The following is a 24,647-nucleotide window of genomic DNA, read 5'->3' as shown; positions in this document are numbered from 1 at the left end:
AACTACGCCGACTGTGGATAATAAAAGGTTATCACAGTGGTTCAGTTTGGCGCTGCGGTATTTAGAAAGCGTTTAGATGATTTTGAATTATCAATGCCTTGGAGATACATCCTGGCGATTTATGCCTTCGGAAGGCACACGGTGAGGGTGGTTGTGCTCAAACTATTGTCAGTTGCGGACAGGAGTTCGCCTCCAAATGCCCATAGGGCGCACCGGACCGTTCGCCACTGATTATTTTCCAAGGTCGTGGGTTCGCGGTCCGAGGTCGAAACGATTCGAACCTCGTTATGTTCGGTACCGGAAACCAATTCCACTCGGGGGAAAGTGTTGGACTTCATCGCGCCGCGTAGCAGGTGGGTCAGCACGAACTTCATGATCTCGCGCGGGATGCGATAGGTGAAGTCCTGACCCGTTGCCAGGTTGGCCAGGGTTGTTCCCGAAGGGCAGATCACGGCCTGTTCGACAACTTCGGAAAGGGTGTCGGCCATCGATGAGGACGGCGCGGCTGCCGGGTCCGAGAGGCTGCGAGCGAGGTTGCCGATGGACTTTGCCAACGACTTGCAATGCTCGACGTCCCGGCGGATCTGCATGGCGGATGCATTCATCTTTCCAAACCTCAACCGGGACCCCCATGATCCAAGGTACGAAGTAACCGAAGGCGATGCTTCCAAAGAACTCGGCCGGCTCAGCTGAGCCATTTGGAGTGCTTCGGTATCGAGGGATTTCAGCGGCGCTTCGAGGCCGGCCGCGAGAACGGCGAGGAGCGCGATGTTAGCGCTCTCGGCATCTCCCCCTGTGGCCGGGCCGAGCACGGGTTCCGATATGGCGGCGGCCGAGCGCTCGACGTGGAGGGCATCCTGCATCGCCGTGCATAATTCGTCGATATTCCAGGGCTTCGGCACGAAGCGATAGATCGCAGCGTCATTGATCGCGTGCTGCAGGTTATCGATGTTGGCGTAGGCGCTCGTCAGGACGCGAACGGTGGACGGCCATGATTTGCGGACTTCACTCAAGAAGGAGACGCCGCTCTCACGCGGCATGCGCTCGTCGCTCACGACAACCGAAATGTCGTTGCCTGCCGACTCCAAGATTTTCATTGCCGCTTCGGGGCTGCTCGCCGTTACGACGTTGGCATATTTGCCTACGGAGCTTTTGAAGTATTTCAGCGAGAGCGGCTCGTCATCGACGAACAGAATGGTTTCGCTTGCTTTATGAGCCAAAATTTCAGCCTTTAACGCCATTGAGAAAAAATCCGTGCCCTGCTCGAGTCACGCGCTGGAAAGCGCATGCGAGGTACTTGTCTGCCATATGACTTTTGCTCAGCAGTATTTGGAATCAGTCGAGCATTGGTGGAAAATTGAAGATTTGTTTGAATGCAGTATTAAAATTTCCTAACCGAGCTACGTATAAAGAGACATAATCCCGGTCTTGCGGGGTGTGGCGTGGGCGGATCGTCCGCACGCAACGCATCTGGCTCCGGCGGCGTGGCCTGGGAGAAGCCCCGGCGGTAATTCGCCGGGGATTGTCGATCTCCGATCCCGAGAAGCCGATGGCCGGCTCGGATCAAACGCTCAGAAGAAGATGCTCGCGCTCCCAAGGGCTGATGACGCGCATGAATTCCTCGAACTCGCTGCGCTTCAATGCGAGGTACACGTGGCAAAAGCGTTTGCCGAGGATGTCGTGGAGCGCGGTGTTCTCTTCGAAGTCGGTCAGCGCTTCAAGCAGGCCGCGCGGCAGCTGGTGGTCATTTCGATAGGCGTTGCCGACGACAGCTTGCCGCGGCTCGAGCTCGTTCTTCATTCCGAGATAGCCGCAAGCGAGGCTGGCTGCGAGCGCGACATAGGGATTTGAATCGGCGCCGGCGAGGCGATTTTCGACGCGTCTCGCTGCGGGGGGCGAGAACGGCACCCGCAATCCGGCCGAGCGGTTGTCATATCCCCATTCGACGTTGATCGGTGCGGCGCCATTCGGCACGAGCCGGCGATAGGAATTGACGTAGGGTGCGATGAGGCACATCGCGGCCGGCAGGTATGCCTGCTGACCGGCGAGGAAATTGAAGAACAGCTTGCTCGGTTCGCCATTCGGCTGCGTGAAGATGTTCTTGCCCGTCTTCGCATCGACGACGCTTTGATGGACGTGCATGGCGCTGCCCGGCTGGTTGGCGAGGGGCTTGGCCATGAACGTCGCGTAGCAATTCTGCGCGAATGCCGCTTCGCGAATGGTCCGCTTGAAGAGGAAGACCTGATCGGCGAGATCGACCGGATCGCCGTGCAGCAGGTTGATCTCGAGCTGGGCTGCGCCGCCTTCCTGAATGATCGTATCGATCTTCAGATACTGCCGCTCGGCGAACTCGTAGATGTCGTCGACGATCTTGTCGTATTCGTCGACGGCGCCGAGGCTATAGGCCTGGCGACCGGCGCCTGGGCGGCCCGAGCGGCCCATTGGCGGCTCCAGCGGATAGTCGGGATCGGGGTTGGTCTTCGTCAGATAGAATTCGAGTTCGGGCGCGACGACCGGCACCCAGCCTTCCTTCGCGTAGAGATCGACGATGCGTTTCAGAACGTTGCGGGGCGCGATCTCGACAGGGTCTCCGTTCTGCCATTGGGCGTCATGAATGACCTGAGCCGTTGGACTTGATGCCCAAGGCGCCGGCCGGATGGTCGAAAGATCCGGCACCATCATCAGATCGCTTTCGGCGTAGAGTTCCTGACCGTCCTCTTCGAAGCCGACGTAGTCGCCTGTAATCGTCTGATGGAAGATCGAAATAGGAAGGTGCACCGGATCGAGCTTCACGAACTTCTCGGCGGGCATTGTCTTGCCGCGCGCAACGCCTGCAATGTCCGGTACGGCACAGTCAATTTCCTCGATGCGGTGCTGGCGAAGCCAATCGCGAAGAGCTTCGGGTGTGGAGCCGGCGCCGAAGTCACTATCTTCGTTCAGCATTCGTGCGGGTGGGGCAGTCATAAGGGCACCTGAGAATTTTGGTTTCTTCGTTTCCATGTGGCGCGTCTCGATCGGTGGCGTCTAGTGGAATGCTTCACGGCTCCGAAGGCCGTTCGAGCCAAGCCACCGGCTCAGCTCTCCGCATTGCTTCGGGCTTCGTCACGCGTGTCGGAGATTGGAGTTCAGAAGGCCAGCAGAGTTAAACTGGTCGGCGGTAGAACCTCAATAGCACGGTGCAGCGCAGCTCGGGTTGCCCCGTTTCAACGAAACCATACCACTGTTCAACTGGGCAGCACATGCTCGAAGAACGCGCAGTTCAGTTTGCTGCTTTTACTGCTTATGCTGGCGTCGCTTACTTCAATCTTTCTTCCATTGGTCCGTTGTGCTCCGCAGATTAATTGAGCAGTATGGTGGCAGTTTAGCAAAACGCCGATGAGAGCGGCGATTTGCGGCTGAACCGCCTTTTTCGGGCGTTCCTGGTTACGACGGGTTCTGGAGGAATTCCAATGTTGACTGTAGGAAAAGTGGTGCGTTGCGCCGCAGGCATAGTTGCGGCCGCAGTTACCCTGGTGGGTGCGGGGGCTTACGCAGCAGACAGGGTCGTCAAGGTCTACAACTGGTCGGACTATATCGACCCTGAGATCCTGACGGACTTCACGAAAGAGACTGGCATCAAGGTCGTCTACGACGTTTTCGATAGCAACGAAGTTTTGGAAACGAAGCTCTTGGCGGGCGGCAGCGGATACGACGTCGTCGTGCCGACCGGATCGTTCCTCTCGCGTCAGATCAAGGCGGGCGTCTTTCAGAAGCTTGACAAGTCCAAGATCCCAAACTTCGCCAATGCGTGGCCCGAGGTCTACAACCGCGTTGCCCAGTACGATCCGGACAATCAGTACGCAATGAACTGGATGTGGGGCACGACCGGCGTCGGCTACAATGAAGCCAAGATCAAGGAACGCATGCCGGATGCGCCGGTCGATTCTCTGGACATCATCTTCAAGCCCGAGATCGCCGCCAAGTTCAAGGATTGCGGAATTTACGTGCTCGATTCACCGGAAGACATTCTTCCTGTGGCGCTCAACTACCTGGGCATCGATCCCAACACCACCAAGGAAGAGGACCTCAAGAAGGCCGAGGATCTGATAATGAAGATCCGGCCTTTCATCAAGAAATTCCATTCCTCGGAATACATCAACGCGCTCGCAAACGGCGACATCTGTATGGCGCTCGGCTGGTCTGGCGATATCCTTCAGGCCGGCACACGTGCGGCCGACGCCAAGAACGGCCAGGTGGTCAAGTATCATATTCCGAAGGAAGGCACGCAGATGTGGTTCGACATGATGGCCATCCCCGCGGATGCCAAGGATGTCGAGGAGGCTCACATTTTCCTCAACTATCTCAACCGTCCGGAAGTGATGGCGAAGGCGTCGAACTTCATTCAATACGCCAACGGAAACCTTGCCTCGCAGAAGGATATCGAAGAGAGTGTTCTGAAGAACCCGGCGGTCTATCCTGACCCCGAGACATTCAAGAAGCTCTACGTGAAGACCGCTTGGGACAACAAAACGCAACGGCTCGTAACCCGAATGTGGACCCGGATCACGACAGGGCAATAACCAAAAACCGCGCCAGCAAAAACCTGGCGCGGTTTTTTCTTATACACTCGGCATCGGCGTCGGACTGGCAAACGCGAACGCTCTGGGGAAGTTGATCATGACTGTCGTTACTGCACGCGATTCACAGGCGAACACTGCCTCTTCGCAGCGTGCGGGACCTCGCACCGCCGCACCCCAGTCCGGATTTGCTCCGTGGAAGAACCCGGCCCTGCCGCCGATCGTCCGCTTCGAGGGAATAACGAAGCGGTTCGATGATTTCGTCGCCGTCAACGATGTGACGCTCGACATTTATGAGAGAGAGTTCTTCGCGTTGCTCGGGCCGTCGGGCTGCGGAAAGAGTACGCTTCTCAGAATGCTCGCCGGTTTCGAGCGGCCGACGCAAGGGAAGACGATCGTCGCCGGACAAGACATTACGGACCTGCCTCCCTATCAGCGCCCCGTGAATATGATGTTCCAGTCATACGCGCTTTTTCCGCACATGACGGTCGAAGGCAACATCGGTTTCGGGCTCCGCCAGGAGGGCATGCCCAAAAACCTGATTGCCGAACGCGTCGAAGAAGCCATGGACATGCTGGAGCTTCGGCAGTTCGCCAAACGCAAACCCAATCAGCTATCGGGCGGACAGCAGCAACGCGTCGCCCTCGCGCGCGCGATTGCCAAGAAGCCCCGGATCGTTCTGCTCGACGAGCCGCTCGGCGCACTCGACAAGAAGCTGCGCCAGCAGGCCCAATTCGAGCTGATGCGCATTCAGGAAACCACTGGCACGACCTTCATCATCGTGACCCACGATCAAGAAGAGGCGATGACGGTCGCGAGCCGGATTGCCGTCATGGAGAAGGGTGTTCTCGTTCAGGTCGCGACGCCCGGCGATATCTACGAGAATCCGAAGACCCGCTACATCGCAGGCTTCATCGGGGACGTGAATATCTTCGAGGGAACGGTCTCTGCGATCGGTGACGGTTGCATCGAGATCAATGCGAAGGACGGCTATCAATTCAAAACACGCAGCTCAGAGTCGGTGGCGGTCGGTCAACAGGTGTGGCTGGCGCTCAGACCGGAGAAGATCCGCATTGCGCATGAGCAGCCAGCGAGCGCGGTCAACGCCATTCCCGGCAAAGTCGAGGACATCGGGTATCTCGGATCAATTTCCCATTATCATGTCCGCACCGCTCCGGGGGAACGCATTACGGCATTGCGTGCCAACGCGGCGCATACCGTCGAGCGGTCGATCAGCTGGGAAGACGGTGTTTGGCTCGACTGGCCTATCGACGCGGGCGTGGTTCTGACGGGTTGAGGCGAACATGAGTGCAAAGGCTAAGGGCCTTGGACGCTGGTATGTAATCGCGGCGCCATATTTGTGGCTGCTGATCTTCTTCCTCATTCCGTTCTTCATCGTCTTCAAGCTCTCGCTCTCCGACGTCGCGACGGCCATTCCGCCCTACACGCCGACATTCAGTTGGTCGGAGGGCATCGGGAAGTTCATCTCGCAGCTCGACTTCGAGAATTACGCCTTCATTTTCGGCGATCCCCTTTACGTCAACGCCTACCTGTCGAGCCTGAAGATCGCGGGGATCTCGACTGTTCTGACGCTGCTCGTCGCTTACCCGATGGCGTATGGCATGGCGCGGGCGCCGCGATCCTGGCAGCCGACGCTGATGATGCTCGTCATCCTCCCGTTCTGGACCTCGTTCCTGATCCGCATTTATGCCTGGATCGCGATCCTGAAGCCGGAAGGATTTCTCACAATGTTCCTGATGAAGCTCGGCATCATCAGCGAGCCGCTGCAGATCATGAACACGACGACGGCGGTCTACATCGGCATCGTCTATTCGTATCTGCCGTTCATGATCCTGCCGCTGTATGCGAGCCTCGAAAAAATCAATCCGGCATTGCTCGAAGCGGCCCAGGATCTCGGTTCGCGACCGTGGCGGGCCTTCTGGCAGGTCACGTTTCCATTGTCGCTGCCCGGTGTCTTCGCGGGGTGTCTGCTCGTGTTCATTCCCGCCGTCGGCGAGTTCGTGATCCCGGATCTCTTGGGCGGGTCCGATACGTTGATGATCGGCAAGGTGCTGTGGAACGAATTCTTCAATAATCGCGATTGGCCGCTTGCGTCAGCGGTGGCGGTCATCCTGCTGCTCGTCCTGATCATCCCGATCGTGGTCTTCCAGCGGCAACAGGAGAAGGTGCGGGAGGCGGGCCGATGAAGGGGCGATTTTCCTGGTTCAATGCGACGTCGATCGCGCTCGGCTTTGCGTTTCTCTACATCCCGATCCTGCTGCTCGTCATCTATAGCTTCAACGAGTCAAAGCTCGTCACCGTCTGGGCCGGCTTTTCGACGAAATGGTACGGCTCGCTTCTTGAAAATCAGGCGCTGAAGGATGCCGCCTGGGTTACGATACGAGTCGGGCTCGTGTCTGCCACCGTGGCGACGGCGCTCGGTACGCTCGCCGCGATCACACTGGTGCGTATGGGGCGTTTCCCCGGCCGCACGCTTTTCTCGGGCATGATCTTCGCGCCGCTCGTGATGCCGGACGTGATCACGGGCCTGTCGCTGCTTCTCGTTTTCGTGGCGCTGGGCTTCGATCGCGGCTTCTGGACTATTACGCTGGCGCACATCACGTTTACCATGTGCTTTGCGGCGGTTGTCGTGCAGGCGCGGTTGCAGGACTTCGACAAGTCGGTCGAGGAGGCTGCAATGGATCTCGGCGCGACGCCATTCAACACATTTTTCCAGGTGACGTTGCCGATCATCGCGCCGTCCGTAATCTCGGCGTGGTTGCTCTCGTTTACGCTTTCTCTCGACGATCTCGTCATTGCGAGCTTCACGACGGGTCCGGGTGCGACGACCTTGCCGATGAAGATTTACAGTCAGGTGCGCCTCGGCGTGACGCCTGAGATCAACGCGATCTCGACTATACTGATCGGCATTGTGACAGTCGGCGTCCTTTCGGCAGCCTTCGTCACAAAGCGTCAAAGCGAGCGGACTGAACGAGAGCGGCGCAAGGCCTTCGGAGCTGCGGGCTGAGGATGTCACGCGGGATTTGTGTTTCGCCGCCCGGCGCGCTAAGCAGCGGCCTATCGTGACCGATCAAGATTACATACGCTCATACTATGCCGCGACGGCAAACGACCAGACGCGCTATCCGGCGCTCGAGGGTACGGTCAAGGCGGATGTGTGCGTTATCGGCGGCGGCTTCTCGGGCGTCGCCACGGCGCTGACGATGGCCGAGCGCGGCCGGTCCGTGGTGCTGCTCGAAGCCAAGCGCATCGGCTGGGGGGCATCGGGGCGCAACGGCGGCCAGATGATCGGCGGCATCAGCGGCGAAGCGACGATCAAGCAACAACTCGGCGAAGCGGGCGCGAAGCTCGTTCGCGACATTCGTTACCGCGGTCACGAGATCATCGAGGGCCGGATCGCGAAGTACGGCATCGCCTGCGATCTGAAGTACGGTTGGATGGAAGTCGCCGCGCGTGCCCGGCATATGACTCACATGCGGGACTACGTCGAGGATCGCATCAAAGATGGCGACGGCGGTGGGCTCGAGATCGTCGAAGCCGACGCGATGCCGAGCGTGCTCGGGACGACGTCATATTACGGCGGCTACATCGACCGGCGCAGCGGCCACCTGCATCCGCTCAATCTCTGCCGGGGTGAAGCCAACGCCGCCGCGGCGCTCGGTGCGCAGATCTTCGAAAATTCCGCTGTCATCAGCCTCGGTGGCGGCGCGAAGCCCTGGGTTCAGACCGAGCGCGGCCGCGTCGAAGCTCAGACCGTCGTCATCGGCGGCGAGATTTTCAATCGTTTCGGGCAGCGGGGACTCAAAGGACTGATGCTGCCGGCGGGCAGCTACATCATTGCCACCGAGCCGCTGACCGGAGCCGAGATGGCGACGGTCGATCCGCAAAACCTCGCCGTCGCCGACAGCAACGTCGTGCTCGATTATTACCGGATGTCGGCCGACCGGCGCATGCTGTTCGGCGGTCGCTGCAACTACACCAACCGCGATCCGCCGGATATCGCAGCCGTCATGCGTCCGCGTATGGTCGAGGTTTTTCCGCAGTTGAAAGACGTGCGGGTCGAGTTCGCATGGGGCGGAACGATTGCCATCGTCGTCAATCGCGTGCCAGCGATCGGTCGCCTTGAGCCGAACCTCTATTATCTGCAGGGGTATTCGGGGCRTGGCGTGAACGCGACGCACATCGCGGCCGAAATCGTTTCAGACGCGATTTGCGGGCAGACGGAGCAGTTCGATCTGTTCGATCGGATCAAGCACGTCAGGCTGCCGCTCAGCGAGGTCGCGGGCAATTACATGCTGGCGCTCGGCATGCTCTATTACCGCATTCGCGATCTGGTTTAGGAAAAATCAAGGCGAGAGAGTCCAGGCTGCGCCAGTAGTACGAAGATTCGCGCTCAGGTGTTTTCGCCTTGGATGATGCGGCTTGCCTTATCCGGGCGATCCGCGCATGCGCGAGATACCGTCATCCCAGGTGATGACCGGTACGTAACCGAGATCGCTCTGTGCCTTGGAGATGTTGAGGGTGAAGTCCTGGCCAATCAAGCGCAGGATCTGACGTGTGACGGGTGGTTTGGAGGCAAGACGAAATGTCCGCCACACGGCCTCCATGGCAGCGGCTATGTACCAGGCTAAACCGAACGAGGTGCTACGTTTGATTGGCGGAACCCCGCGTGTTCCCAAAAGATCGGTCAGCGCGTCTTTGAGCGTGTTGTCTTCGCCGTCCGTCACGAAATAAGCTTCGCCGCCCCGGCCTTTTTCGGCGGCCAAGATCAAGCCTTCTACGACGTTGTCGACGTGGCTGGTGGACATGACTTGCCGTCCAGCATCCGGCAACGCGAAGTGGCCGGCCTTGGCCGCAGCGACCATCCCTTCGAGCATCGGCATTCCCGCGCCCCAGATCATGGGCGGCCGGATCACGACCGTACGCAGCTCGGGCGTATTCGCTTGCCGCACCAATCGTTCAGCTTCCGCCTTCGTTTCGATGTAAGGGGCCCATGAAGGCGCCTGAAGCGGCAGCTCTTCCGATATGTTCCTCATTGGCATGGGCCGGCCCATGACAACGGCAGAGGCTCCGGCAGCAATGAATGTCGACGCGCCTGCAGCCTTCGCCGCCGCGAGCATCGTTCGGGTGCCAATCACGTTGGCTTTGTGAAAGACTTCAGGAGGGTCCCATTCGCTCAGATGCCCGGCAACATGGAACACCGTATCGCAGCCCCGCATGCCCTCGGTAATGGCCCGTTCGTCCAGCAGGTCACCGCGACAGGCCTCGGCCCCCTCGTTCCTGACTGCCGCCGCTGCAGCCTCGCTGCGGACGAGCGCTACGACACGAACGTTTTGTGCCACGAGCCGCCGAATCAATGCGCCACCGACAAAGCCGGAGCCCCCTGTGACGAATGCCTTTTTCATGCTACCTCTATAGCGTTGTTATAGCCCCAATATAGCGCCGCTATAGAAACCTGCAAGGCCACTAACGTGAAAGTGATGATCGCGACCGAAGAGCAGATTCTGATCGCTGCTGCCGGTCTTCTGGAAAAAGACGGCATCGAAGCCATCACGACGCGCGCGGTTTGTCAGGCTGCGGGGGTGACTGCGCCGACGCTGTATCATCACTTCGGTGACAAAGATGGTTTGCTGCGCGCCGTCGTCGCCCGGGGCGTCGAAACGTTCATCGCGCATAAGCGGGCCAACCGTCAGACGACGGATGCCATGGCCGATCTGAAGCGCGGTTGGAATGGTTGGATCGCATTCGCCCTCGAACGCCCCAAACTGTTCCGGCTGGTGATCGAGAGCACGCGGTCCGATCCGAGCGCGAGCCAAGAGGCTTTCGTCATTATGCGGGCGATCGTCGAGCGCTTGGCAATCGAAGGCCGCTTGACGACTGATGCCGACACGGCGGCACGGACGATCTGGGCGGCCTCCCACGGAGTCGTGACCCTGCTCATGCAAGGCACGCCTGTTGCTGAAATCAAGGCCTCGAGCGAATTACTGCTCGATGCGCTTATGGCCAAGCTCGTTCGACCAAAGTAATGGGCCGGTCCGCTGCGGTTCTCACCAGCGCAGAATGCGCGATCCGATCAGCGCGCCGAGACCGGTCATCAAAACGATGCCGATCGTGTACCAAGCCGCGAGAAACAGGGGGCTGTCGTCAGGGCAGTGGCTGGCATAGAGCGTTGCTGCGATACCTGCCGAAAGCAATCCGCCCACGGCGCCTGCAATCGCCGGGTTGGCCGGCGCGCCGCAGCGAAGCGCGTAAAGAACCGCAGCTAGCGGCGCCAGCGACAGAAGCGGGATGACGATGAGGCACGCTACCGAATTGTGGCCGATCATCCGCGCGTGCCATTCGTCAGACGGCACCGAGAGAAGTTCGAGCCCAACGCCGATCAAAAGCAGCGCCGGAGCGAGCGCCAGCAACCACAGTTTCTGTCCAGGCTGGAAATCCGGCCGTGCCAATCCGCGGACGAGAACGTAGGCGGGAATTGCGAGGCTCAGCGTCAGCACGAACTTGAAGACGAAGCGAAGCGAGGACGTCATCGATTCCGAGAAATTGTCCCGGACGCCGAGCACAGAGAGAAAGAGCAGGGCCGAGATCAATGCGCCTACGCCGACCGCTATCGCGACCGTCTGGGCAATCGGCGGCTCGACGCTTTTGGCATCGGCGGCAATGGCGTTGATGAGGTCGTCGGTCTTCATAGTTTCTTCTCTTGATAGGTATCGGCGAGTGTCTTCAGGCTCCGATGCAAGGCAACGCGAACGGCTACTTCACTCATTCCAAGCCGCTCGGCGACATCACGCGCCGATTGGCCGTCGATGCTCATCGACTGGACAATGTCGCGATTCTTGTCGGAGAGGCGACCGAGAACCCGCACCACGTCATGGGCATCGATGGAGGCCTGCTGGTCCTCACCTTCGAAGTCGAATTCGCTCAGATCCACCGGAACTTCGGGCCGCCGGCCGCGACGCCGCAGATTGTCGATCATCTTGTTGCGCACAATGGCCATCACCCAAGGCCCGAGCGGCAATGCCTGGTCCCATGTATGTCTTTTCAAATGGATTGCGAGCAGCACGTCCTGCACCACGTCCTCCACGTCGCTCGCCGGCACGCCAACGCCTGCGAAGCCCCGGCGAACGACGCCTCTCAACACCTGTGAAAGCTCGGAGAGCAGCCGGCGATAGGCGGCCTGATCGCCCGCGATTGCGGCGCGCATCAAGGCCGTCCATTCAGCGTCTCGAGCCTTTCGGTCCAAATTCACGCCTTCTCAGTTGTCTTCGGTGGCGGACGGCGAAATGTTACGTTGCGCGTGGAATAATATTAACGGGGTGTGCGGATTGGCGCGCCCGTCCGTTTGCCCCGCCGCATATGGCAGAGCCGCGACATGTTGCGCAAGATGGGCATAAAGGCCTGTTAGAAGGTGCCGGTTAAGCGGCGGGGAGCCAAATCCAAAGGATGGCGACGTAGGTGAGGCCGTGCAGCAGCTGGTCAATGCCGAGTGCCCACCAGAAATATTTGACCTTCGGCGTCCACCCTTCGCGGCGGACGATCTGCTCTTTCGTCCAGTCGATATGATAGTGAACGACGAATTCCCCCGCGAGAAGCACCGCCGCGAGGCCTGGACCGCCGCCTGGGAAAAGCAAAAAGACAGGCCCCGTCAATAGGATATGGATGAGCGCGTGCCACAGTCCGCCGGGCGCGCCGTAGGATCCCTTCTGGCGGAAGATCTGGTCCGTCTGGAGGATGAAGTCGGCGACCGCGTGCTTGACGAGCAGATATGTGATCGCGGCGAGCGCCGCGTGAACGGGTGACATGAGCTTCCATCGCCTGCCTGGCGGACGACCGGAGCGCCCGGACGCCCCGGAGGCTCATGTCGGATCGTCAACCCTACTTCCCCGGGCCGGTTATAGCGCAATGTAGCCCCGCAGGATGTCACCTAGGGAACAAGAGGTCTGCACAACCTTGGCCGTGCAGACCTCAGAGCTTCGTCGACGGCGGCGGTTGCGCCGCCTCAGTTCACGCGCTGAACCTCGACCAGATTGTCCGAGAACGTCGGTGCCCGGCCGAGGCCGCTCCACGCGTCCGACGAGATGGAGTTGACGGACCCGTCAGACCGGTTGAGGGACCGCCAATAGCCGAGCGTCGCAACGACGATGCCGGGCGTGACGTCGTCCGTCACACGCGCGACGCCTTCGAAGTCGCCGCGCTCATTCTGCACGCGCACCGGGTCGCCTTCGCGGATGTTGCGCTTGGCGGCATCGACCGGCGAAATCATCACGAACTGCTCGCCTTGGATTCTGATCTTGTGCGGCTCGTTGGCGTAGCACGAGTTCAGGAAGGCGTGGCTCTTCGGCGAGATGATGTTCAGCGGAAAGCGCTTTGCCAGTTCCGGGTTGGTCTCCGGCGATTCACGAACCGGCACGTAGCCGGGCAGCGGATCAATCGGCGTGCCGTCTTGTCCGCCGTCGTACATGGCGCGGAACGGCCCGGCGACGAAGTTCTTCGCGTCGTGCAGCAGCAGTTCGACTTTGCCCGATGGAGTCGGGAACTTGCCCTCGCTGTGCGGCGTGCGCGTATCCGCGGAGCCGACATCGATTTTGTAGTACCCGTGCTTCTTGAAGTACTCCATGTCGACGCCGCCCATCTTGGGGTCGGTCCAGTTGATGTATTCGGCGCAAAGCTCGCTGTCGGTCATTTTGAAGACCGGGTCGTCGAAGCCCATCTCCTTGGCGAGCAACCGCCACATGTCGCTCGTCGGCTTGCATTCGCCGGGCGGGTCGATGGCCTTCTCATTGTACGTGAAATAGAAGTGGCCCCAGGACCACATCATGTCTTCGGCTTCGCCCGCCATGGCGGACGGCAGGATGATGTCGGCATATTTCGCCGTGTCCGTGATGAAGTGCTCGGCAACGACCGTGAACAGGTCTTCCCGCAATAGTCCTTCGACGATCTTGTTGGTCTCGGGCGACTGACTGACTGGGTTGGTGCAGAAGACGAACATGCTCTTGATCGGCGGATCGAGCTTCATCTCCCCGTTCAGCGCTTGGCCGAGCCGGAGATTGTTGACGACGCGCGTGCCGGGCTTGATCCAGTCGGGCCGTGCGGCCTTCACCCAATCGACTGGGAAGTCCCACAGCGGCAACTGAAGCATGCCGCCGCCGACGTGACGCCACGACCCGCAGACCGCCGGAATTGCGTAAACGGCACGGGCAGCTTGCGCGCCGCCGGCCGAGCGTTCGATCGCGACGCCGATGCGGATAGCGGACGGTTGCGAGGTCGCGAATTCGCGGGCGAACTTGGTGACGTCGGCAGCCTTAACGCCGGTGACCTGCTCGACGTATTCGAGGGTGAATTCGGCTGCGCGAGCTTTGAGTTCAGGGAAGCCTTGCGTGTAATTGTCGACGTAGTCCTGGTCGATCAGTCCCTGCTCGACCATCGAATTGATGATGCCGAGAGCCAGCGCTCCGTCGGTGCCGGGCTTGGGGCAGATGTGCCAGTCGGCGGCCTTCGCCGTGCGGGATTTGTAGGGATCGACGACGACGACCTTGGCGCCGCGCTTCTGCGCTTCGAGCACGAAAGGCCAATGATGCAGGTTCGTCGAGATCGAATTGCAGGCCCAGATCACGATGTACTTGCTGTGTACGAAGCTTTCCGGATCGACGCCGCCCGTTGGACCATGTGTCAGAAGCCAAGCCGTCGACGAGCCCGACGTGCAGTAGGTCTTCTCGTTGACGGTCGAGCCGAGACGATTGAAGAACGGATCGCCTGAGTTGATGCCCTGCACGAGGCCCATGTTGCCGAGATAGCTTTGCGGCATGATCGCCTGCGCGCCGTGCGTTGCGATGATTTCGCGCCAGCGGGTGCCGATCTCGGAGATCGCTTCGTCCCAGGTGATGCGCTCGAAAACGTTGCCGCCATTCGGTCCCGAACCCTTCGGGCCGACGCGGCGGAGCGGATACATCAGCCGGTCCGGGTTGACGTGGTGCTCGGCGAAGTCCTTGAGCTTCACGCACAAGCCGCCGCGCGTGATGGGATGTTCTTTGTTGCCGCGCACCTCGACGAGCCGGCCATCCTGGACTTCGTAGATCATCGCGCAAGTGTCCGGGCAATCGTGCGGACAGGCGCCGAAAAACTTTTCGCGAGGCGGTTGGTCGTTCATTCATCCCTCCAGTCGATGCCGGTCGTTTAACGACCTGTTCTGCTGTGACAATCTGGCATCGAAACCGCGATGCGTCCAATCGAAAGAACAGATTGTGAGCCGGTCAGCTCATGGCCGGGCATGGTGCCTGCCGGTCTACGGCAATCAGGGCACGTCGGGGGCGGCGCACGCATCTTCGTAGCGGTGCGTCCTGCCTTCGCGGTCGGTGAAAACATTGACACCGTCGTCCGCCGTCGTGGCGTGCCGCTCGATCGGGACCTTGCCGAAGGCGCCCGGCAGGTCGAGCACGTACGTCGGGAGCGCTAGCCCGGAGATGCGCTGGCGCAATTCGGCCATCAATGCTCGGCCTTCGGCGATGGTCGTTCGAAAGTGCGCGGTGCCGGGCGCGAGGTCGCCGTGATGGAGATAGTACGGCTTTACGCGTAACTCGACGAGGCGGCGCATCAGAGCTTCGAGCGCGTCGACGTTATCGTTGACGCCTTTCAGCAGCACGGTCTGGCTGACGAGCGGAATGCCAGCGTCGACCAGCCGGGCGATGGCATCGCTTGCGGGTCCTTCAAGCTCGCGCGCGTGGTTCGTGTGAATTCCGACGAAGACGGTTTTCGTCGTCGCTTTCAGTGCAGCGATAAGATCGTCCGTTATGCGGGTGGGGTCTGCGACTGGGACGCGCGTGTGCCAGCGCAAGATTTTGACGTGAGGGATCGCAGTCAATGCTGCGGTGACGTCCTCGATGCGGCGCGGAGAGAGGATGAAGGGATCGCCTCCCGTCAGGATGACTTCCCAGATTTTGGGATTTGCGGCGATGTAGTCGAGAGCGGATGCAAGGTCGGCGGCTGAAAGGGCTTCGCCGTTGCTCGGTCCGACCATTTCGCGGCGGAAGCAGAAGCGGCAATAGACGGGACAGACGCTCGCGATCTTCAGCAGCACGCGATCCGCGTACCGGTGCACGATGCCGGGCGCTGGGCTCTTGAGGTTGTCTCCGATCGGATCGGCTTCTTCGCGCGGATGCGTTTCGAGTTCTTCAGCGCTGGGGATGAATTGGCGAGCAATCGGGTCGTTAGGGTCGTTCGGATCGATCAGGTTGGCGATGACGGGTGTGACCGCAATGGCGTAGCGCGCCTCGACACGAACAAGCCCGTCTCGTGCACTTTCAGGAGCAAAGCCACTACGAATTACTTCGGCGGCGGATCTAAGTGAAACATTACGCGTCATCGGTCGCGGTTCGTGCCACCAAGCAGCATTGGGTTTGCCAAACTGTGTGTGTACGACGAGGAATCAAGAAAGGGCCACAGGGTATGATCGCGGGCCTTGAGGTACCCATCCTTCCGCGCCTGCCAGCCTTTCCCAAATCCGAGCGACATCAAAATGGTCCGCCATTTTCGGGGAAAAAGAAAATGGTTCGGGTGTTTAATCTCGGGCCATCCGTAGGGCAAATCGGAATAAAGGAAGAGAAGAAGTCTCGCGACGATGTGACGGCCTTCTGCTTTCAACCTATGGCGACCAATCAATTTGTGCGTTCTAAGATCACTGTAAGTCATCCACATTACCCAGAAAATGGCACAGACGGCGGGATCGCGTGACTGCGGTACGGCGTCGTCGAATTCATCATTTGTGATTTGGCCAGCCACTAGACGCCTGATCGCGATTGCAAATTGCTTGCGGGCAACGCGGTCGACCGGGTTGTTTATCACTTGCTTGTCCTCGGTTCGTTTTGCGTCACTGGCCAAGAGTCAGTGTCGTGATCCGGGTGCTGATGGGAAACGAGCGTCTTCAGAAATGGCGCCGCGTTCGCGTCCGCAAGCGTATCATGCTGCGGAAGGCCCGGAATGGTGTCCGCAAACGGGAGCTTGGCTTCGACGCCCCACTGCACTTTCGGCACGATCTCCGCCGGATTGTCGAAGGCTCCGACGGCGATCGCCACGCCGTCGGGTGCTTCATAGGTGAGCGGCGTACCGCAGTTGGCGCAGAAGCCACGCGACACGGCGTTCGACGACTGGAATTTCGCCGGGGTTCCTCGTGTCCAAACGAGTTTTGCATCACGTACGCTTACCAGAGGAGCATAAAGGGCGCCGAATGCCTTCTGGCACATCCGGCAGTGGCACACGGAGGCATCGCCGAGTGTTCCCTCGATACGAAAACGGATTGCTCCGCACTGGCATCCGCCGGTTTGCTTGTCGCTCGTGGGCATCGTCACTAGCTCCTTTCCGCGTCTGCCATAGGCGTCCAGATCACTTGATCGACGCGTTCGGCGCCGGTCGCCAACATCACCAGCCGGTCGAAGCCGAGAGCGCAGCCGGAAGCCGGTGGCATCTCGGCGAGTGCTGCGAGGAAATCCTCATCCAGCGGATAGTGTTCGCCGTATATGCGCTGCTTGTCGGCCATCCAGGTTTCGAAGCGGCGGCGCTGTTCGGCGGCGTCCGTCAATTCGCCGAAGCCGTTCGCCAGCTCAACACCACAGACGTAAAGCTCGAAGCGCTCGGCAACTGCCGGATCCTCAGCGCTCGGCCGGGCCAGCGCGGCTTCCGCTATCGGATACTCGCACAGGATTTCCGGCCGGTAGAGTCCAAGTCCCGGCTCGATCTTTTCAACCAGTACGCGGCTGAAAATATCCGACCAAGTGTCGTCCTCGCCGACGCGAATGCCTTTGGCTTTCGCGAAGTCTGCAAGCTTGGCACGATCGACCGACGTTGCGCTCGTCGTCTTGTGCAGCGGAATTTCGGCAAACTGAGCAAACGCCTGATAAAGCGTCGTCCAGTCGTAGCGTTTGGTCATATCGCACGGCTTGCCGCGAAACGACCACTCTGTGCGCCCCGTCGTCTCCGCGGCGATATCGAGGATCGCCTGGCAATCCGCCCACAAAGTTTCGTACGGCTCGTTCGCCCGGTACCATTCCAGCATCGTGAATTCGGGCGAATGCAGGCTGCCCCGCTCGCGGTTGCGAAAGACTGGGGCGAAAGCGAAAATCTTCGTCTCGCCGGCCGCCAAGATCTTCTTCATCGCGAACTCGGGCGAGGTGTGGAGATAGAGGTCCCGGCGCGTGAGATCGGTTCCGATAAGCTCGGTCCTGAAGGCGTGCAGATGTGTCTCGTTGCCGGGTGAAACCTGCAACAGGCCCGGTTCGACTTCGAGGAACCCTTGCGAAAGAAACCAACTTCTTATCGCGGACTTGATCCGGCCCCGGCCAATGAGAAAAGGCCTGCGGTCGGCATGGCGATCAGGTCTCCACCAGGAGGAAAGTTGCGACATGCTGACAAATTGAGGGTTAAGCACAGGGGTGCCGCACTTGGCGGCAACTGACTAAGCGGGTATGAGACGCGACAGAATCCCTGAAGGCTTCCGCCGGCCGGCCGCCCATGTGGCGGCCGTAGCGCATGAATTTTGAGATCGGAGACGTTACGTGGTGAAGGTTATTGCAAGCTCGGTTCGTAAAGGCAACGTGCTCGATCTCGATGGCAGGCTTGCCGTCGTGATGAGCGCGGAAAATATCCATCCGGGCAAGGGCACCCCCGTAACCCATCTCGAACTGCGCCGCATCGCTGACGGCGTGAAGCTTGTCGAGCGTTACCGCACGACCGACCAGGTCGAGCGCGCCTATCTCGATGAAAAGGACTACAATTTTCTCTACGAGGACGACATGGGCTACAACTTCATGCAGCCCGAGACCTTCGACCAGATCGCCATCAACAAGGACGTCGTCGGCGATCAGGGTCAGTGGCTGCAGGAAGGCATGACGTGCCTCGTATCGCTGCATGAAGGCAACCCGATTTCCATCGAACTGCCGCAGCGCGTGACGTTTGAAATCGTCGAAGCCGACCCCGTCGTCAAGGGCCAGACAGCTTCATCGTCCTATAAGCCCGCGAAGCTTTCGAACGGCGCTCGCGTGATGGTGCCGCCGCACATCGGCGCCGGTACGCGTGTCGTCGTCATGACGGCTGACGGCTCTTACGTCGAACGCGCGAAGGACTAATTCGACGGGTTCGGCCTATCGATATCAGGCCGCGTGAGACGTCAGTTGCTCCGCGCGTTGCGGGGCGACTTCTTCACATACGACTTTGAATTCAGCCAGATAGTGCTGACCGAACGACGTGATCATGGCCACGTCGGCGGCGTCGCGTCCGCGCGCGATGACGACGCGGCCGGTTCGCGGCGCGTTGTGGCGGGCGTCGAATGTCACCCAGCGATGGTCGATGTAGGCTTCGAACCAAGCGCTGAAGTCCATTGGCGCCGGATCGGGAGGCACGCCGATGTCTCCGAGGAAGCCGTTGACGTATGCCGCCGGAATGTTCAGGCAGCGGCAGAAGGCGATGGCGAGATGCGCGAAGTCGCGGCAGACGCCGGTTCCCTCCTTATAGGCTTCCTCCGCCGTGCGTGTTGAGCGGGCGGCCTGATAATCAAACTTGATGTGGTTGTGAACGAATTCGCAGATGGCTTTGACGCGCGCGTATCCGGGGGAAACGTTGCCGAAGAGCTGCCACGCGATCGGCGTCAGTTCGTCGGTTTCGCAGTAGCGGCTGCCGCCCAAGAAGTGCATCGCGTAGTTCGGAAGGTCGGGTATCGGAATTTCGCGGGCGTTGAGCGGCGTTTCTTCGAGAACGCCGGGATCGCGAACGACAGCACGATAGCTGAGCTTCAGATGACCAGCGGGCGCGACGAGCCGTTGCGTCCGGTTTCCATAGAGATCGAGTCCGCGCTCGATGGGGATGTCAGGAACGTTCAGCGCGCTTTCATAGATGATGTCGCGGCGGCGACTCGGATGAACGTCGAGAAGCAATAGAAGTGGCGTCGGCGCTTGAAATTGCAGACCGATGTCGTAACCAACGTGAATAAGCATATACGGCGCCTCGGTCCAACAGATGAGCCCGAAAAACGCGACGCTCGGCTCGAATGTTCCCGAGAGAGATGAAATCGCCCGGATTTTGAGGAATGCCGGTGTCCGATTGGGACGTGTGCCTATTAAACCATCAGATATCGAGCTTCAGCACTTTCACCGTGGCGCCAACGGGCTGAGCGGGCGCGTCTGCCGGGATTACGACGAGACAATCCGCACGCTGCAAGGATTTGATCAGACCGCTGTCCTGACTTTTGAAGGCCACGACGCGCGGGGGGACCTCGCTCGTATCCAATCGTCCGCGCATGTAGTGTTCACGGGGGCCGTTGGCGGGCAGGGGTTCGGCTAGCACGGCTGTCACCGCTTGGAACGGGGTTTCCCGTCCGAGCAGCCGGCCGATGAGCGGCACGAGAAATACCCGTGCGCAGATCATAGCGGAAACCGGATTTCCGGGCAGGCCCAGGCAGAATTGCGTCTTGCCGTTCGGGATGCGCGATCCGAAGAACAGCGGCTTCCCAGGGCGCATCGCGATTTTATAGAAATCAAGCTTCGCACCTGCCTTTTCGAGCGCCGGCCGGACGAGATCGTGATCGCCGACGGATGCGCCGCCGCTCGTCACCAGGATGTCGGCGCCATTGGAGGCCGCGATACGGTCGTCGAGGGACGCGAAGGTATCGCGTGCAATTCCGAGAAAGCGGGCTTCTGCGCCAGCGGCTTCAACGACGGCCGCAAGGCCGTAGGCATTGGAAGCAGAAATCTGGCCCGGTCCGAGGGGATTTCCAGGGGGCACAAGCTCATCGCCCGTCGATATGATGGCGACGACCGGTTTGCGCACGACCGGAAGCTCGGCATGACCCGACGACGCGCCGATCAGCACGTCGCGTGCTGTCAGGCATCGCCCTGCTTCAAGAAGGATATCGTCGGTCCTGAAGTCCTCGCCTTTGGGTCTGATGTTGGCGCCGCGGGCCGCGGTCTCGCGCACGGTGATCGCTTTTCCCGATGCGTCGACATTTTCCTGAATGACGATGGCATCGGCGCCTTCCGGTATGCGGCCGCCTGTGAAGATGCGGACGGCTTCGCCTTTGTCGAGTGCACCCGTGAAGGGACGGCCTGCGCCAGCCTCTCCGATTACTGTGAGCGACGCGGGAACGCTCGCAACGTCGTCCGCGCGCACGGCGTAGCCGTCCATCGCGGAGGCATCGAACGGCGGATTATCAAGCTTGGAAATGACCGGTGCCGCAAGCGTACGGCCTCGCGCCTGGAGCAGGTGAACGGTTTCGCTCTCCAGGGTCGTCGCGACACCCAAAATGCGCTTCAGCGCCTCGGCGACGGGCAGCAGTGACATTGGCGTCAGGCGCCTCCGGAACGCGAGTCTTTTTTCATCGCGTTTTCTTCAGGCGAACCGGTGTCCACTTCGCCTGAAAACGCTCTAGCCGGCACGGTAGACACCCGATTTGCCGCCGTCCTTCGCGATCAGGCGGACGCCGTTGATCGTCATCGATTTGTCGGCGGCTTTGAGCATGTCGTAGAGCGTCAGGCAGGCGACCGACACGGCCGTCAATGCCTCCATCTCGACGCCCGTTTGGCTCGAAACCTTTACCTCAGCCCACACGCGGACGCCGGGCGGGTCCTGGGAGAGCTCGAAGTCGACAGTTGCTTTGGTGAGCTGGAGCGGGTGGCAAAGGGGGATAAGCTCGTGGGTGCGCTTGGCTGCCATGATGCCAGCGAGGCGCGCGGTGCCGATCACGTCGCCTTTGTGCGCCTCGCCCTTCTCAATGAGTTCCAACGTGGCGGGCCGCATCGCGACAAAGCCCTCGGCCACAGCACGGCGCGCCGTGACGGACTTTTCCGAGACATCGACCATCCGGGCTTCGCCCTTTTCGTTGATGTGGGAGAGCTTGCTCATGACAGGGCCACCGGTTGGAGCAGGGCCTTCGTCGCGGCGGTCACATCAGCTTGCCGCATCAGGCTTTCGCCGACGAGGAACGTGCCGACGCCAATTTTGGAGAGGCGCGCGATGTCGGTGCTCGTGAAGATGCCGCTTTCGCCGACGACAATTCTGCCGGCGGGAATCCGCGGGGCGAGCTGTTCCGTGGTCTCGAGTTTCACATCAAAGGTCTTGAGGTTGCGATTGTTGATGCCGATGAGGCGGCAATCGAGTTTCAGCGCGCGTTCCAGTTCCTCTCTGTCGTGGACTTCGGCGATGGCATCCATGCCCCAGTCCTGTGCAGCGGCCGCGAGATCGTGAGCCGTCGCATCGTCGACCTCCGCGAGGATGATCAGGATGCAGTCTGCGCCCCAGGCGCGGGCTTCTGCGACTTGATAGGTGTCGATCATGAAGTCCTTGCGCAATACGGGAAGCGACGTCGCCTCGCGCGCTGCCGTCAAGAACTCGGGTGCGCCCTGAAAGGACGGGCGGTCGGTCAGCACCGAAAGACACGCGGCGCCGCCCGCTTCATAGGCTTTGGCGAGGGCCGGCGGATCGAAGTCGGCGCGGATCAGGCCTTTCGAAGGCGATGCCTTTTTGATTTCGGCGATCAGCGCGGGTTGCTTATTCTGAAGCTTCGCTTCGATGGCGCCGGCGAACGAGCGGACCTTCGGCGCCGAGCGTGCATACTCGGCAATGACGCGCAGCGGCTTCAGCGTTTTGGCGCGCGCGACCTCTTCGCGCTTATAGGCGGTGATTTTGTCGAGGATGTCGGCCATCTCTTAAACTCGTTCGTTGGTGACGGCGACCAGTCGGTCGAGCGCGCGTGCGGCGCGGCCGCTATCGATAGACAATTCGGCTTTCGCGATTCCATCCGGCAGCCCGTCGGCCTTGCCGGCGACGATGAGTGCTGCGGCTGTATTCAGAACGACGATGTCGCGATAAGGGCCCGTTTCGCCCTGGAGAAGCGCGTGAATGGCAGCCGCGTTGGTGGCTGCATCGCCACCCTTCAGTGCTTCGATGCTCGCACGTTCGAGACCCGCATCTTCGGGCGTCAGATCGAAGGCGAAGATATCGCCGTCCTTCAATTCGGCGACGTGGGTCACGCCCGTCGTCGTCAGTTCGTCCATGCCGTCGGCGCCGTGGACAACCCATGCATGAGTTGAGCCGAGCTGGCGGAGAACTTCGGCGATCGGTTCGACGAGCTTCCTGTCATAGACGCCGAGGACCTGACGCGTCACGCGCGCCGGACTGCAGAGAGGTCCGAGCAGATTGAAGATCGTTCGGAGGCCGAGGTCAGCGCGGATCGGCGCCCACATCTTGAATGTTGGATGATAGAGCGGCGCCCAAAGGAAGCCCACTCCCGCGTCGGCAATCGCCTGTGAGACGATGACGGGCGGAACGTCGAGTTTGACGCCGAGTGCGGAGAGGACGTCGGAGGCGCCGGAGAGCGAGGTCACGGCCCGGTTGCCGTGCTTGGCGACGATCGCGCCGGCTCCGGCTGCAACGAACGTTGCAGCAGTCGAAATATTGTAAGTGCCGCTGCTATCGCCGCCGGTACCGACGATGTCGATGGCGCCGGGCGGGGCATCGACCGTCGTCATCCGGCCACGCACGAACTTGGCGGCGCCCGTGATTTCTTCCGTCGTTTCGCCGCGAACGCGAACGCCCATCAGGAATGCGCCCATGGCGACAGGCGGGGCGATGCCGGACATCAGAAGATCGAGCGCTTGCTGCATGCCCTCGTCGCCGAGGGTTTCCCCTTCGGCGATGCGATTCATCAGATGCTTCAGTTCGCGGGCCGGATTGGCGACGGTTGCGGTGGTTGTCACAGTGCTTGTCACGGTTCAGGCCGCCTTACGGCTTTTCGGCGTGAAGCCTGCGAGCGAAAGAAAATTGGCAAGGAGCGCGTGCCCTTGCTCGGAGGCGATGCTTTCAGGATGGAACTGAACGCCGTGGACGGGGTGCGTCTTGTGCTGCAGCCCCATGATGATTCCATCGTCGGTTTCGGCCGTGACCTCCAGGCAATCGGGAAGCGTCGCGCGGTCGACGATGAGCGAATGATAGCGTGTGATCTCGAAGTGTTTCGGCAGATCCTTGAAGATGCCTTTGCCGGTGTTGGAGATCGTCGACAGCTTCCCGTGCATCGGAGATGGGGCGCGAATGACGTCGCCGCCGTAGGCTTGTCCGATCGCCTGATGGCCGAGGCAGACGCCAAGCAGCGGGATCGTGGGGCCGGCTTTCTTGATGAGGTCGAGGCAGACACCGGCTTCGTTCGGCGTGCACGGACCCGGCGACAGGACGATCGCTTGCGGCTTCTTCGCGAGCACTTCGTCGGCTGAAACCTTGTCGTTGCGAATGACGACGCTTTCGGCGCCAAGCTCACCCAGATAATGGACGAGATTGTAGGTGAAGCTATCGTAGTTATCGATCAGGATCAGCATATTGGCCCTTAGTCTGCCGCGCGTATCATAGCGGACAACGCCCTTCTAGCAGACCCCGGACGCACCGCGACACGGAAAATATGGCCCCCAGACCGCTTGTTTCAACGCGGGACGGCGTTTCGGCGTTTCAGCTGCGGTCGCGTGGCGTGATAAAGGCCTCGAGGTGACCGGAGGCGGGTGTCAAATCGCGCCAGGTGACTTGCGGGAAGGTAAAGGTCGCCAGGGCGGCGGTCGGAAACTTATCTTCCAAACGCGATATCGACTTGGCGTCGCCCGTGCCTGCCAGCATCAGGGCGAGGCCATGCATTCCCGGGTTGTGACCGATCATCAATACGCGCTTGATGCCGACGGGAACGGTCTTCAGGCGCGCTAATAAAGTGTCCGGGCCCGTTAGATACAACTGATCGTCGAATGTGACCTCGGCGTCTTTGACGTATGAAGTGATCAGCGACAGCGTCTCGCGGGTCCGCTTGGCGGGGGAGCAAAGGATCTGCTCGGGGGCGAATTGGAGTTCCTTCAGAACGCCTCCCATGACCGGCGCGGCGGCGCGCCCCCGGTCATTCAAGGCGCGGTCCAAATCGTCGATGTCCTTCGCGTCCCAGCTTGATTTCGCGTGGCGGAGGAGGGCAAGAGAAAGCATTCTGGCCTTGGGCTGGCGTTGCGGGACGAAGAGACCTTACAGCAGGTCATCGATGCCGTTAAGCGATAGGCCATAGATTCGCGC

At 60.5% G+C, this 24,647-nt stretch carries 25 protein-coding genes; 7 read left to right on the top strand and 18 right to left on the bottom strand.

What is annotated here, in order from left to right; all coding sequences use genetic code 11:
• Nucleotides 1-119: 119 nt before the first annotated feature.
• Both AC1DK3_RS20595 and AC1DK3_RS20590 read right to left on the bottom strand, forming a co-directional pair.
• The gene (locus AC1DK3_RS20595; protein WP_477194104.1) at nucleotides 120-1,241 is read right to left on the bottom strand and encodes a response regulator; all 1,122 of its coding nucleotides are present in this window, start codon (nucleotides 1,239-1,241) and stop codon (nucleotides 120-122) included.
• A gap of 322 nt (nucleotides 1,242-1,563) precedes the next feature.
• Entirely contained in the window at nucleotides 1,564-2,964 is a 1,401-nt protein-coding gene (locus tag AC1DK3_RS20590) for a glutamine synthetase family protein (RefSeq protein WP_477194212.1), read from the bottom strand.
• 485 nt (nucleotides 2,965-3,449) lie between these two features.
• On the opposite strand from AC1DK3_RS20590, the gene AC1DK3_RS20585 reads away from it, so the two are divergent.
• From AC1DK3_RS20585 to AC1DK3_RS20565, 5 genes are all read left to right on the top strand, one after another.
• Nucleotides 3,450-4,559: a polyamine ABC transporter substrate-binding protein gene (locus AC1DK3_RS20585; protein ID WP_477194103.1), complete on the top strand. Its 1,110-nt coding sequence runs from the start codon at nucleotides 3,450-3,452 to the stop codon at nucleotides 4,557-4,559.
• Nucleotides 4,560-4,656: 97 nt separating this feature from the next.
• Nucleotides 4,657-5,853: an ABC transporter ATP-binding protein gene (locus AC1DK3_RS20580; protein ID WP_477194102.1), complete on the top strand. Its 1,197-nt coding sequence runs from the start codon at nucleotides 4,657-4,659 to the stop codon at nucleotides 5,851-5,853.
• A gap of 7 nt (nucleotides 5,854-5,860) precedes the next feature.
• A complete protein-coding gene (locus tag AC1DK3_RS20575) occupies nucleotides 5,861-6,763 on the top strand; it encodes an ABC transporter permease subunit (RefSeq protein WP_477194101.1) in 903 nt (300 codons plus the stop codon).
• Nucleotides 6,760-7,584, top strand: coding sequence for an ABC transporter permease (locus AC1DK3_RS20570; RefSeq protein WP_477194100.1), 825 nt, complete (start codon nucleotides 6,760-6,762; stop codon nucleotides 7,582-7,584). The genes AC1DK3_RS20575 and AC1DK3_RS20570 overlap by 4 nt, the downstream gene beginning before the upstream one ends.
• A gap of 55 nt (nucleotides 7,585-7,639) precedes the next feature.
• A complete protein-coding gene (locus AC1DK3_RS20565) occupies nucleotides 7,640-8,917 on the top strand; it encodes an NAD(P)/FAD-dependent oxidoreductase (RefSeq protein ID WP_477194099.1) in 1,278 nt (425 codons plus the stop codon).
• 87 nt (nucleotides 8,918-9,004) lie between these two features.
• On the opposite strand, the gene AC1DK3_RS20560 is transcribed toward AC1DK3_RS20565, so the two are convergent.
• Entirely contained in the window at nucleotides 9,005-9,982 is a 978-nt protein-coding gene (locus AC1DK3_RS20560) for an NAD-dependent epimerase/dehydratase family protein (RefSeq protein ID WP_477194098.1), read from the bottom strand.
• Nucleotides 9,983-10,057: 75 nt separating this feature from the next.
• Between AC1DK3_RS20560 and AC1DK3_RS20555 the strand changes: the two genes are divergently transcribed.
• On the top strand, nucleotides 10,058-10,603 hold the full coding sequence (locus tag AC1DK3_RS20555; protein WP_477194211.1) for a TetR/AcrR family transcriptional regulator: 546 nt from the start codon (nucleotides 10,058-10,060) through the stop codon (nucleotides 10,601-10,603).
• Between the two features lie 21 nt (nucleotides 10,604-10,624).
• Here AC1DK3_RS20555 and AC1DK3_RS20550 read toward each other — a convergent pair whose 3' ends face one another.
• The 8 genes from AC1DK3_RS20550 to epmA all read right to left on the bottom strand — a co-directional run bounded on the left by AC1DK3_RS20550 (nucleotide 10,625) and on the right by epmA (nucleotide 17,970).
• The gene (locus AC1DK3_RS20550; protein ID WP_477194097.1) at nucleotides 10,625-11,266 is read right to left on the bottom strand and encodes an NrsF family protein; all 642 of its coding nucleotides are present in this window, start codon (nucleotides 11,264-11,266) and stop codon (nucleotides 10,625-10,627) included.
• Nucleotides 11,263-11,820: a sigma-70 family RNA polymerase sigma factor gene (locus tag AC1DK3_RS20545; RefSeq protein ID WP_477194096.1), complete on the bottom strand. Its 558-nt coding sequence runs from the start codon at nucleotides 11,818-11,820 to the stop codon at nucleotides 11,263-11,265. The genes AC1DK3_RS20550 and AC1DK3_RS20545 overlap by 4 nt, the downstream gene beginning before the upstream one ends.
• Before the next feature lie 172 nt (nucleotides 11,821-11,992).
• On the bottom strand, nucleotides 11,993-12,379 hold the full coding sequence (locus tag AC1DK3_RS20540) for a DUF3307 domain-containing protein (protein ID WP_477194095.1): 387 nt from the start codon (nucleotides 12,377-12,379) through the stop codon (nucleotides 11,993-11,995).
• 197 nt (nucleotides 12,380-12,576) lie between these two features.
• Complete coding sequence (locus AC1DK3_RS20535; protein ID WP_477194094.1) at nucleotides 12,577-14,724, bottom strand: molybdopterin-containing oxidoreductase family protein; 2,148 nt, start codon at nucleotides 14,722-14,724, stop codon at nucleotides 12,577-12,579.
• A 144-nt stretch (nucleotides 14,725-14,868) separates the two neighbouring features.
• A complete protein-coding gene (locus tag AC1DK3_RS20530) occupies nucleotides 14,869-15,936 on the bottom strand; it encodes a lysine-2,3-aminomutase-like protein (RefSeq protein ID WP_477194093.1) in 1,068 nt (355 codons plus the stop codon).
• Nucleotides 15,933-16,451, bottom strand: a complete 519-nt coding sequence (locus tag AC1DK3_RS20525) for a hypothetical protein (RefSeq protein WP_477194092.1) — start codon at nucleotides 16,449-16,451, stop codon at nucleotides 15,933-15,935. The genes AC1DK3_RS20530 and AC1DK3_RS20525 overlap by 4 nt, the downstream gene beginning before the upstream one ends.
• Nucleotides 16,412-16,912 (bottom strand): GFA family protein, encoded by a 501-nt coding sequence (locus AC1DK3_RS20520; protein WP_477194091.1) that lies wholly within the window; start codon nucleotides 16,910-16,912, stop codon nucleotides 16,412-16,414. Before AC1DK3_RS20520 ends, AC1DK3_RS20525 begins: the two co-directional genes overlap by 40 nt.
• 5 nt (nucleotides 16,913-16,917) lie before the next feature.
• Nucleotides 16,918-17,970, bottom strand: coding sequence for an EF-P lysine aminoacylase EpmA (epmA, locus tag AC1DK3_RS20515; RefSeq protein WP_477194090.1), 1,053 nt, complete (start codon nucleotides 17,968-17,970; stop codon nucleotides 16,918-16,920).
• Nucleotides 17,971-18,121: 151 nt separating this feature from the next.
• Between epmA and efp the strand changes: the two genes are divergently transcribed.
• Nucleotides 18,122-18,691 carry an elongation factor P gene (gene efp, locus AC1DK3_RS20510; protein ID WP_477194089.1) on the top strand — a complete coding sequence of 190 codons (570 nt, stop codon included), beginning with the start codon at nucleotides 18,122-18,124 and terminating at the stop codon, nucleotides 18,689-18,691.
• 24 nt (nucleotides 18,692-18,715) lie between these two features.
• Here efp and AC1DK3_RS20505 read toward each other — a convergent pair whose 3' ends face one another.
• The 7 genes from AC1DK3_RS20505 to AC1DK3_RS20475 form a co-directional block, all read right to left on the bottom strand.
• Nucleotides 18,716-19,555 (bottom strand): transglutaminase-like domain-containing protein, encoded by an 840-nt coding sequence (locus AC1DK3_RS20505; RefSeq protein WP_477194088.1) that lies wholly within the window; start codon nucleotides 19,553-19,555, stop codon nucleotides 18,716-18,718.
• Nucleotides 19,556-19,685: 130 nt separating this feature from the next.
• Complete coding sequence (locus AC1DK3_RS20500) at nucleotides 19,686-20,897, bottom strand: molybdopterin molybdotransferase MoeA (RefSeq protein ID WP_477194087.1); 1,212 nt, start codon at nucleotides 20,895-20,897, stop codon at nucleotides 19,686-19,688.
• An 84-nt stretch (nucleotides 20,898-20,981) separates the two neighbouring features.
• Complete coding sequence (gene moaC, locus AC1DK3_RS20495) at nucleotides 20,982-21,458, bottom strand: cyclic pyranopterin monophosphate synthase MoaC (protein ID WP_477194086.1); 477 nt, start codon at nucleotides 21,456-21,458, stop codon at nucleotides 20,982-20,984.
• The gene (gene trpC, locus AC1DK3_RS20490; RefSeq protein ID WP_477194085.1) at nucleotides 21,455-22,258 is read right to left on the bottom strand and encodes an indole-3-glycerol phosphate synthase TrpC; all 804 of its coding nucleotides are present in this window, start codon (nucleotides 22,256-22,258) and stop codon (nucleotides 21,455-21,457) included. Before trpC ends, moaC begins: the two co-directional genes overlap by 4 nt.
• A 3-nt stretch (nucleotides 22,259-22,261) precedes the next feature.
• Nucleotides 22,262-23,260, bottom strand: a complete 999-nt coding sequence (trpD, locus tag AC1DK3_RS20485; RefSeq protein ID WP_477194210.1) for an anthranilate phosphoribosyltransferase — start codon at nucleotides 23,258-23,260, stop codon at nucleotides 22,262-22,264.
• 66 nt (nucleotides 23,261-23,326) lie between these two features.
• Entirely contained in the window at nucleotides 23,327-23,923 is a 597-nt protein-coding gene (locus AC1DK3_RS20480; protein WP_477194084.1) for an anthranilate synthase component II, read from the bottom strand.
• Between the two features lie 127 nt (nucleotides 23,924-24,050).
• The gene (locus tag AC1DK3_RS20475) at nucleotides 24,051-24,563 is read right to left on the bottom strand and encodes a SixA phosphatase family protein (RefSeq protein ID WP_477194083.1); all 513 of its coding nucleotides are present in this window, start codon (nucleotides 24,561-24,563) and stop codon (nucleotides 24,051-24,053) included.
• Nucleotides 24,564-24,647: the final 84 nt, after the last annotated feature.

This window comes from Hyphomicrobium sp. 01T421 (assembly GCF_056398805.1).
This window is presented reverse-complemented; position numbering and strand designations above follow the sequence as displayed.

Bases quoted from the DNA above. Each gene is read 5' to 3' on its own strand.
- AC1DK3_RS20500 (WP_477194087.1), bottom strand. From the start codon at position 20,897: ATGTCACTGCTGCCCGTCGCCGAGGCGCTGAAGCGCATTTTGGGTGTC.
- AC1DK3_RS20475 (WP_477194083.1), bottom strand. From the start codon at position 24,563: ATGCTTTCTCTTGCCCTCCTCCGCCACGCGAAATCAAGCTGGGACGCG.
- moaC (WP_477194086.1), bottom strand. From the start codon at position 21,458: ATGAGCAAGCTCTCCCACATCAACGAAAAGGGCGAAGCCCGGATGGTC.
- trpD (WP_477194210.1), bottom strand. From the start codon at position 23,260: ATGAATCGCATCGCCGAAGGGGAAACCCTCGGCGACGAGGGCATGCAG.
- AC1DK3_RS20540 (WP_477194095.1), bottom strand. From the start codon at position 12,379: ATGTCACCCGTTCACGCGGCGCTCGCCGCGATCACATATCTGCTCGTC.
- AC1DK3_RS20585 (WP_477194103.1), top strand. From the start codon at position 3,450: ATGTTGACTGTAGGAAAAGTGGTGCGTTGCGCCGCAGGCATAGTTGCG.
- AC1DK3_RS20575 (WP_477194101.1), top strand. From the start codon at position 5,861: ATGAGTGCAAAGGCTAAGGGCCTTGGACGCTGGTATGTAATCGCGGCG.
- AC1DK3_RS20530 (WP_477194093.1), bottom strand. From the start codon at position 15,936: ATGACGCGTAATGTTTCACTTAGATCCGCCGCCGAAGTAATTCGTAGT.
- AC1DK3_RS20595 (WP_477194104.1), bottom strand. From the start codon at position 1,241: ATGGCGTTAAAGGCTGAAATTTTGGCTCATAAAGCAAGCGAAACCATT.
- AC1DK3_RS20570 (WP_477194100.1), top strand. From the start codon at position 6,760: ATGAAGGGGCGATTTTCCTGGTTCAATGCGACGTCGATCGCGCTCGGC.
- AC1DK3_RS20550 (WP_477194097.1), bottom strand. From the start codon at position 11,266: ATGAAGACCGACGACCTCATCAACGCCATTGCCGCCGATGCCAAAAGC.
- AC1DK3_RS20590 (WP_477194212.1), bottom strand. From the start codon at position 2,964: ATGACTGCCCCACCCGCACGAATGCTGAACGAAGATAGTGACTTCGGC.
- AC1DK3_RS20580 (WP_477194102.1), top strand. From the start codon at position 4,657: ATGACTGTCGTTACTGCACGCGATTCACAGGCGAACACTGCCTCTTCG.
- AC1DK3_RS20560 (WP_477194098.1), bottom strand. From the start codon at position 9,982: ATGAAAAAGGCATTCGTCACAGGGGGCTCCGGCTTTGTCGGTGGCGCA.
- AC1DK3_RS20555 (WP_477194211.1), top strand. From the start codon at position 10,058: ATGATCGCGACCGAAGAGCAGATTCTGATCGCTGCTGCCGGTCTTCTG.
- trpC (WP_477194085.1), bottom strand. From the start codon at position 22,258: ATGGCCGACATCCTCGACAAAATCACCGCCTATAAGCGCGAAGAGGTC.
- AC1DK3_RS20520 (WP_477194091.1), bottom strand. From the start codon at position 16,912: ATGCCCACGAGCGACAAGCAAACCGGCGGATGCCAGTGCGGAGCAATC.
- AC1DK3_RS20505 (WP_477194088.1), bottom strand. From the start codon at position 19,555: ATGCTTATTCACGTTGGTTACGACATCGGTCTGCAATTTCAAGCGCCG.
- AC1DK3_RS20480 (WP_477194084.1), bottom strand. From the start codon at position 23,923: ATGCTGATCCTGATCGATAACTACGATAGCTTCACCTACAATCTCGTC.
- epmA (WP_477194090.1), bottom strand. From the start codon at position 17,970: ATGTCGCAACTTTCCTCCTGGTGGAGACCTGATCGCCATGCCGACCGC.
- AC1DK3_RS20535 (WP_477194094.1), bottom strand. From the start codon at position 14,724: ATGAACGACCAACCGCCTCGCGAAAAGTTTTTCGGCGCCTGTCCGCAC.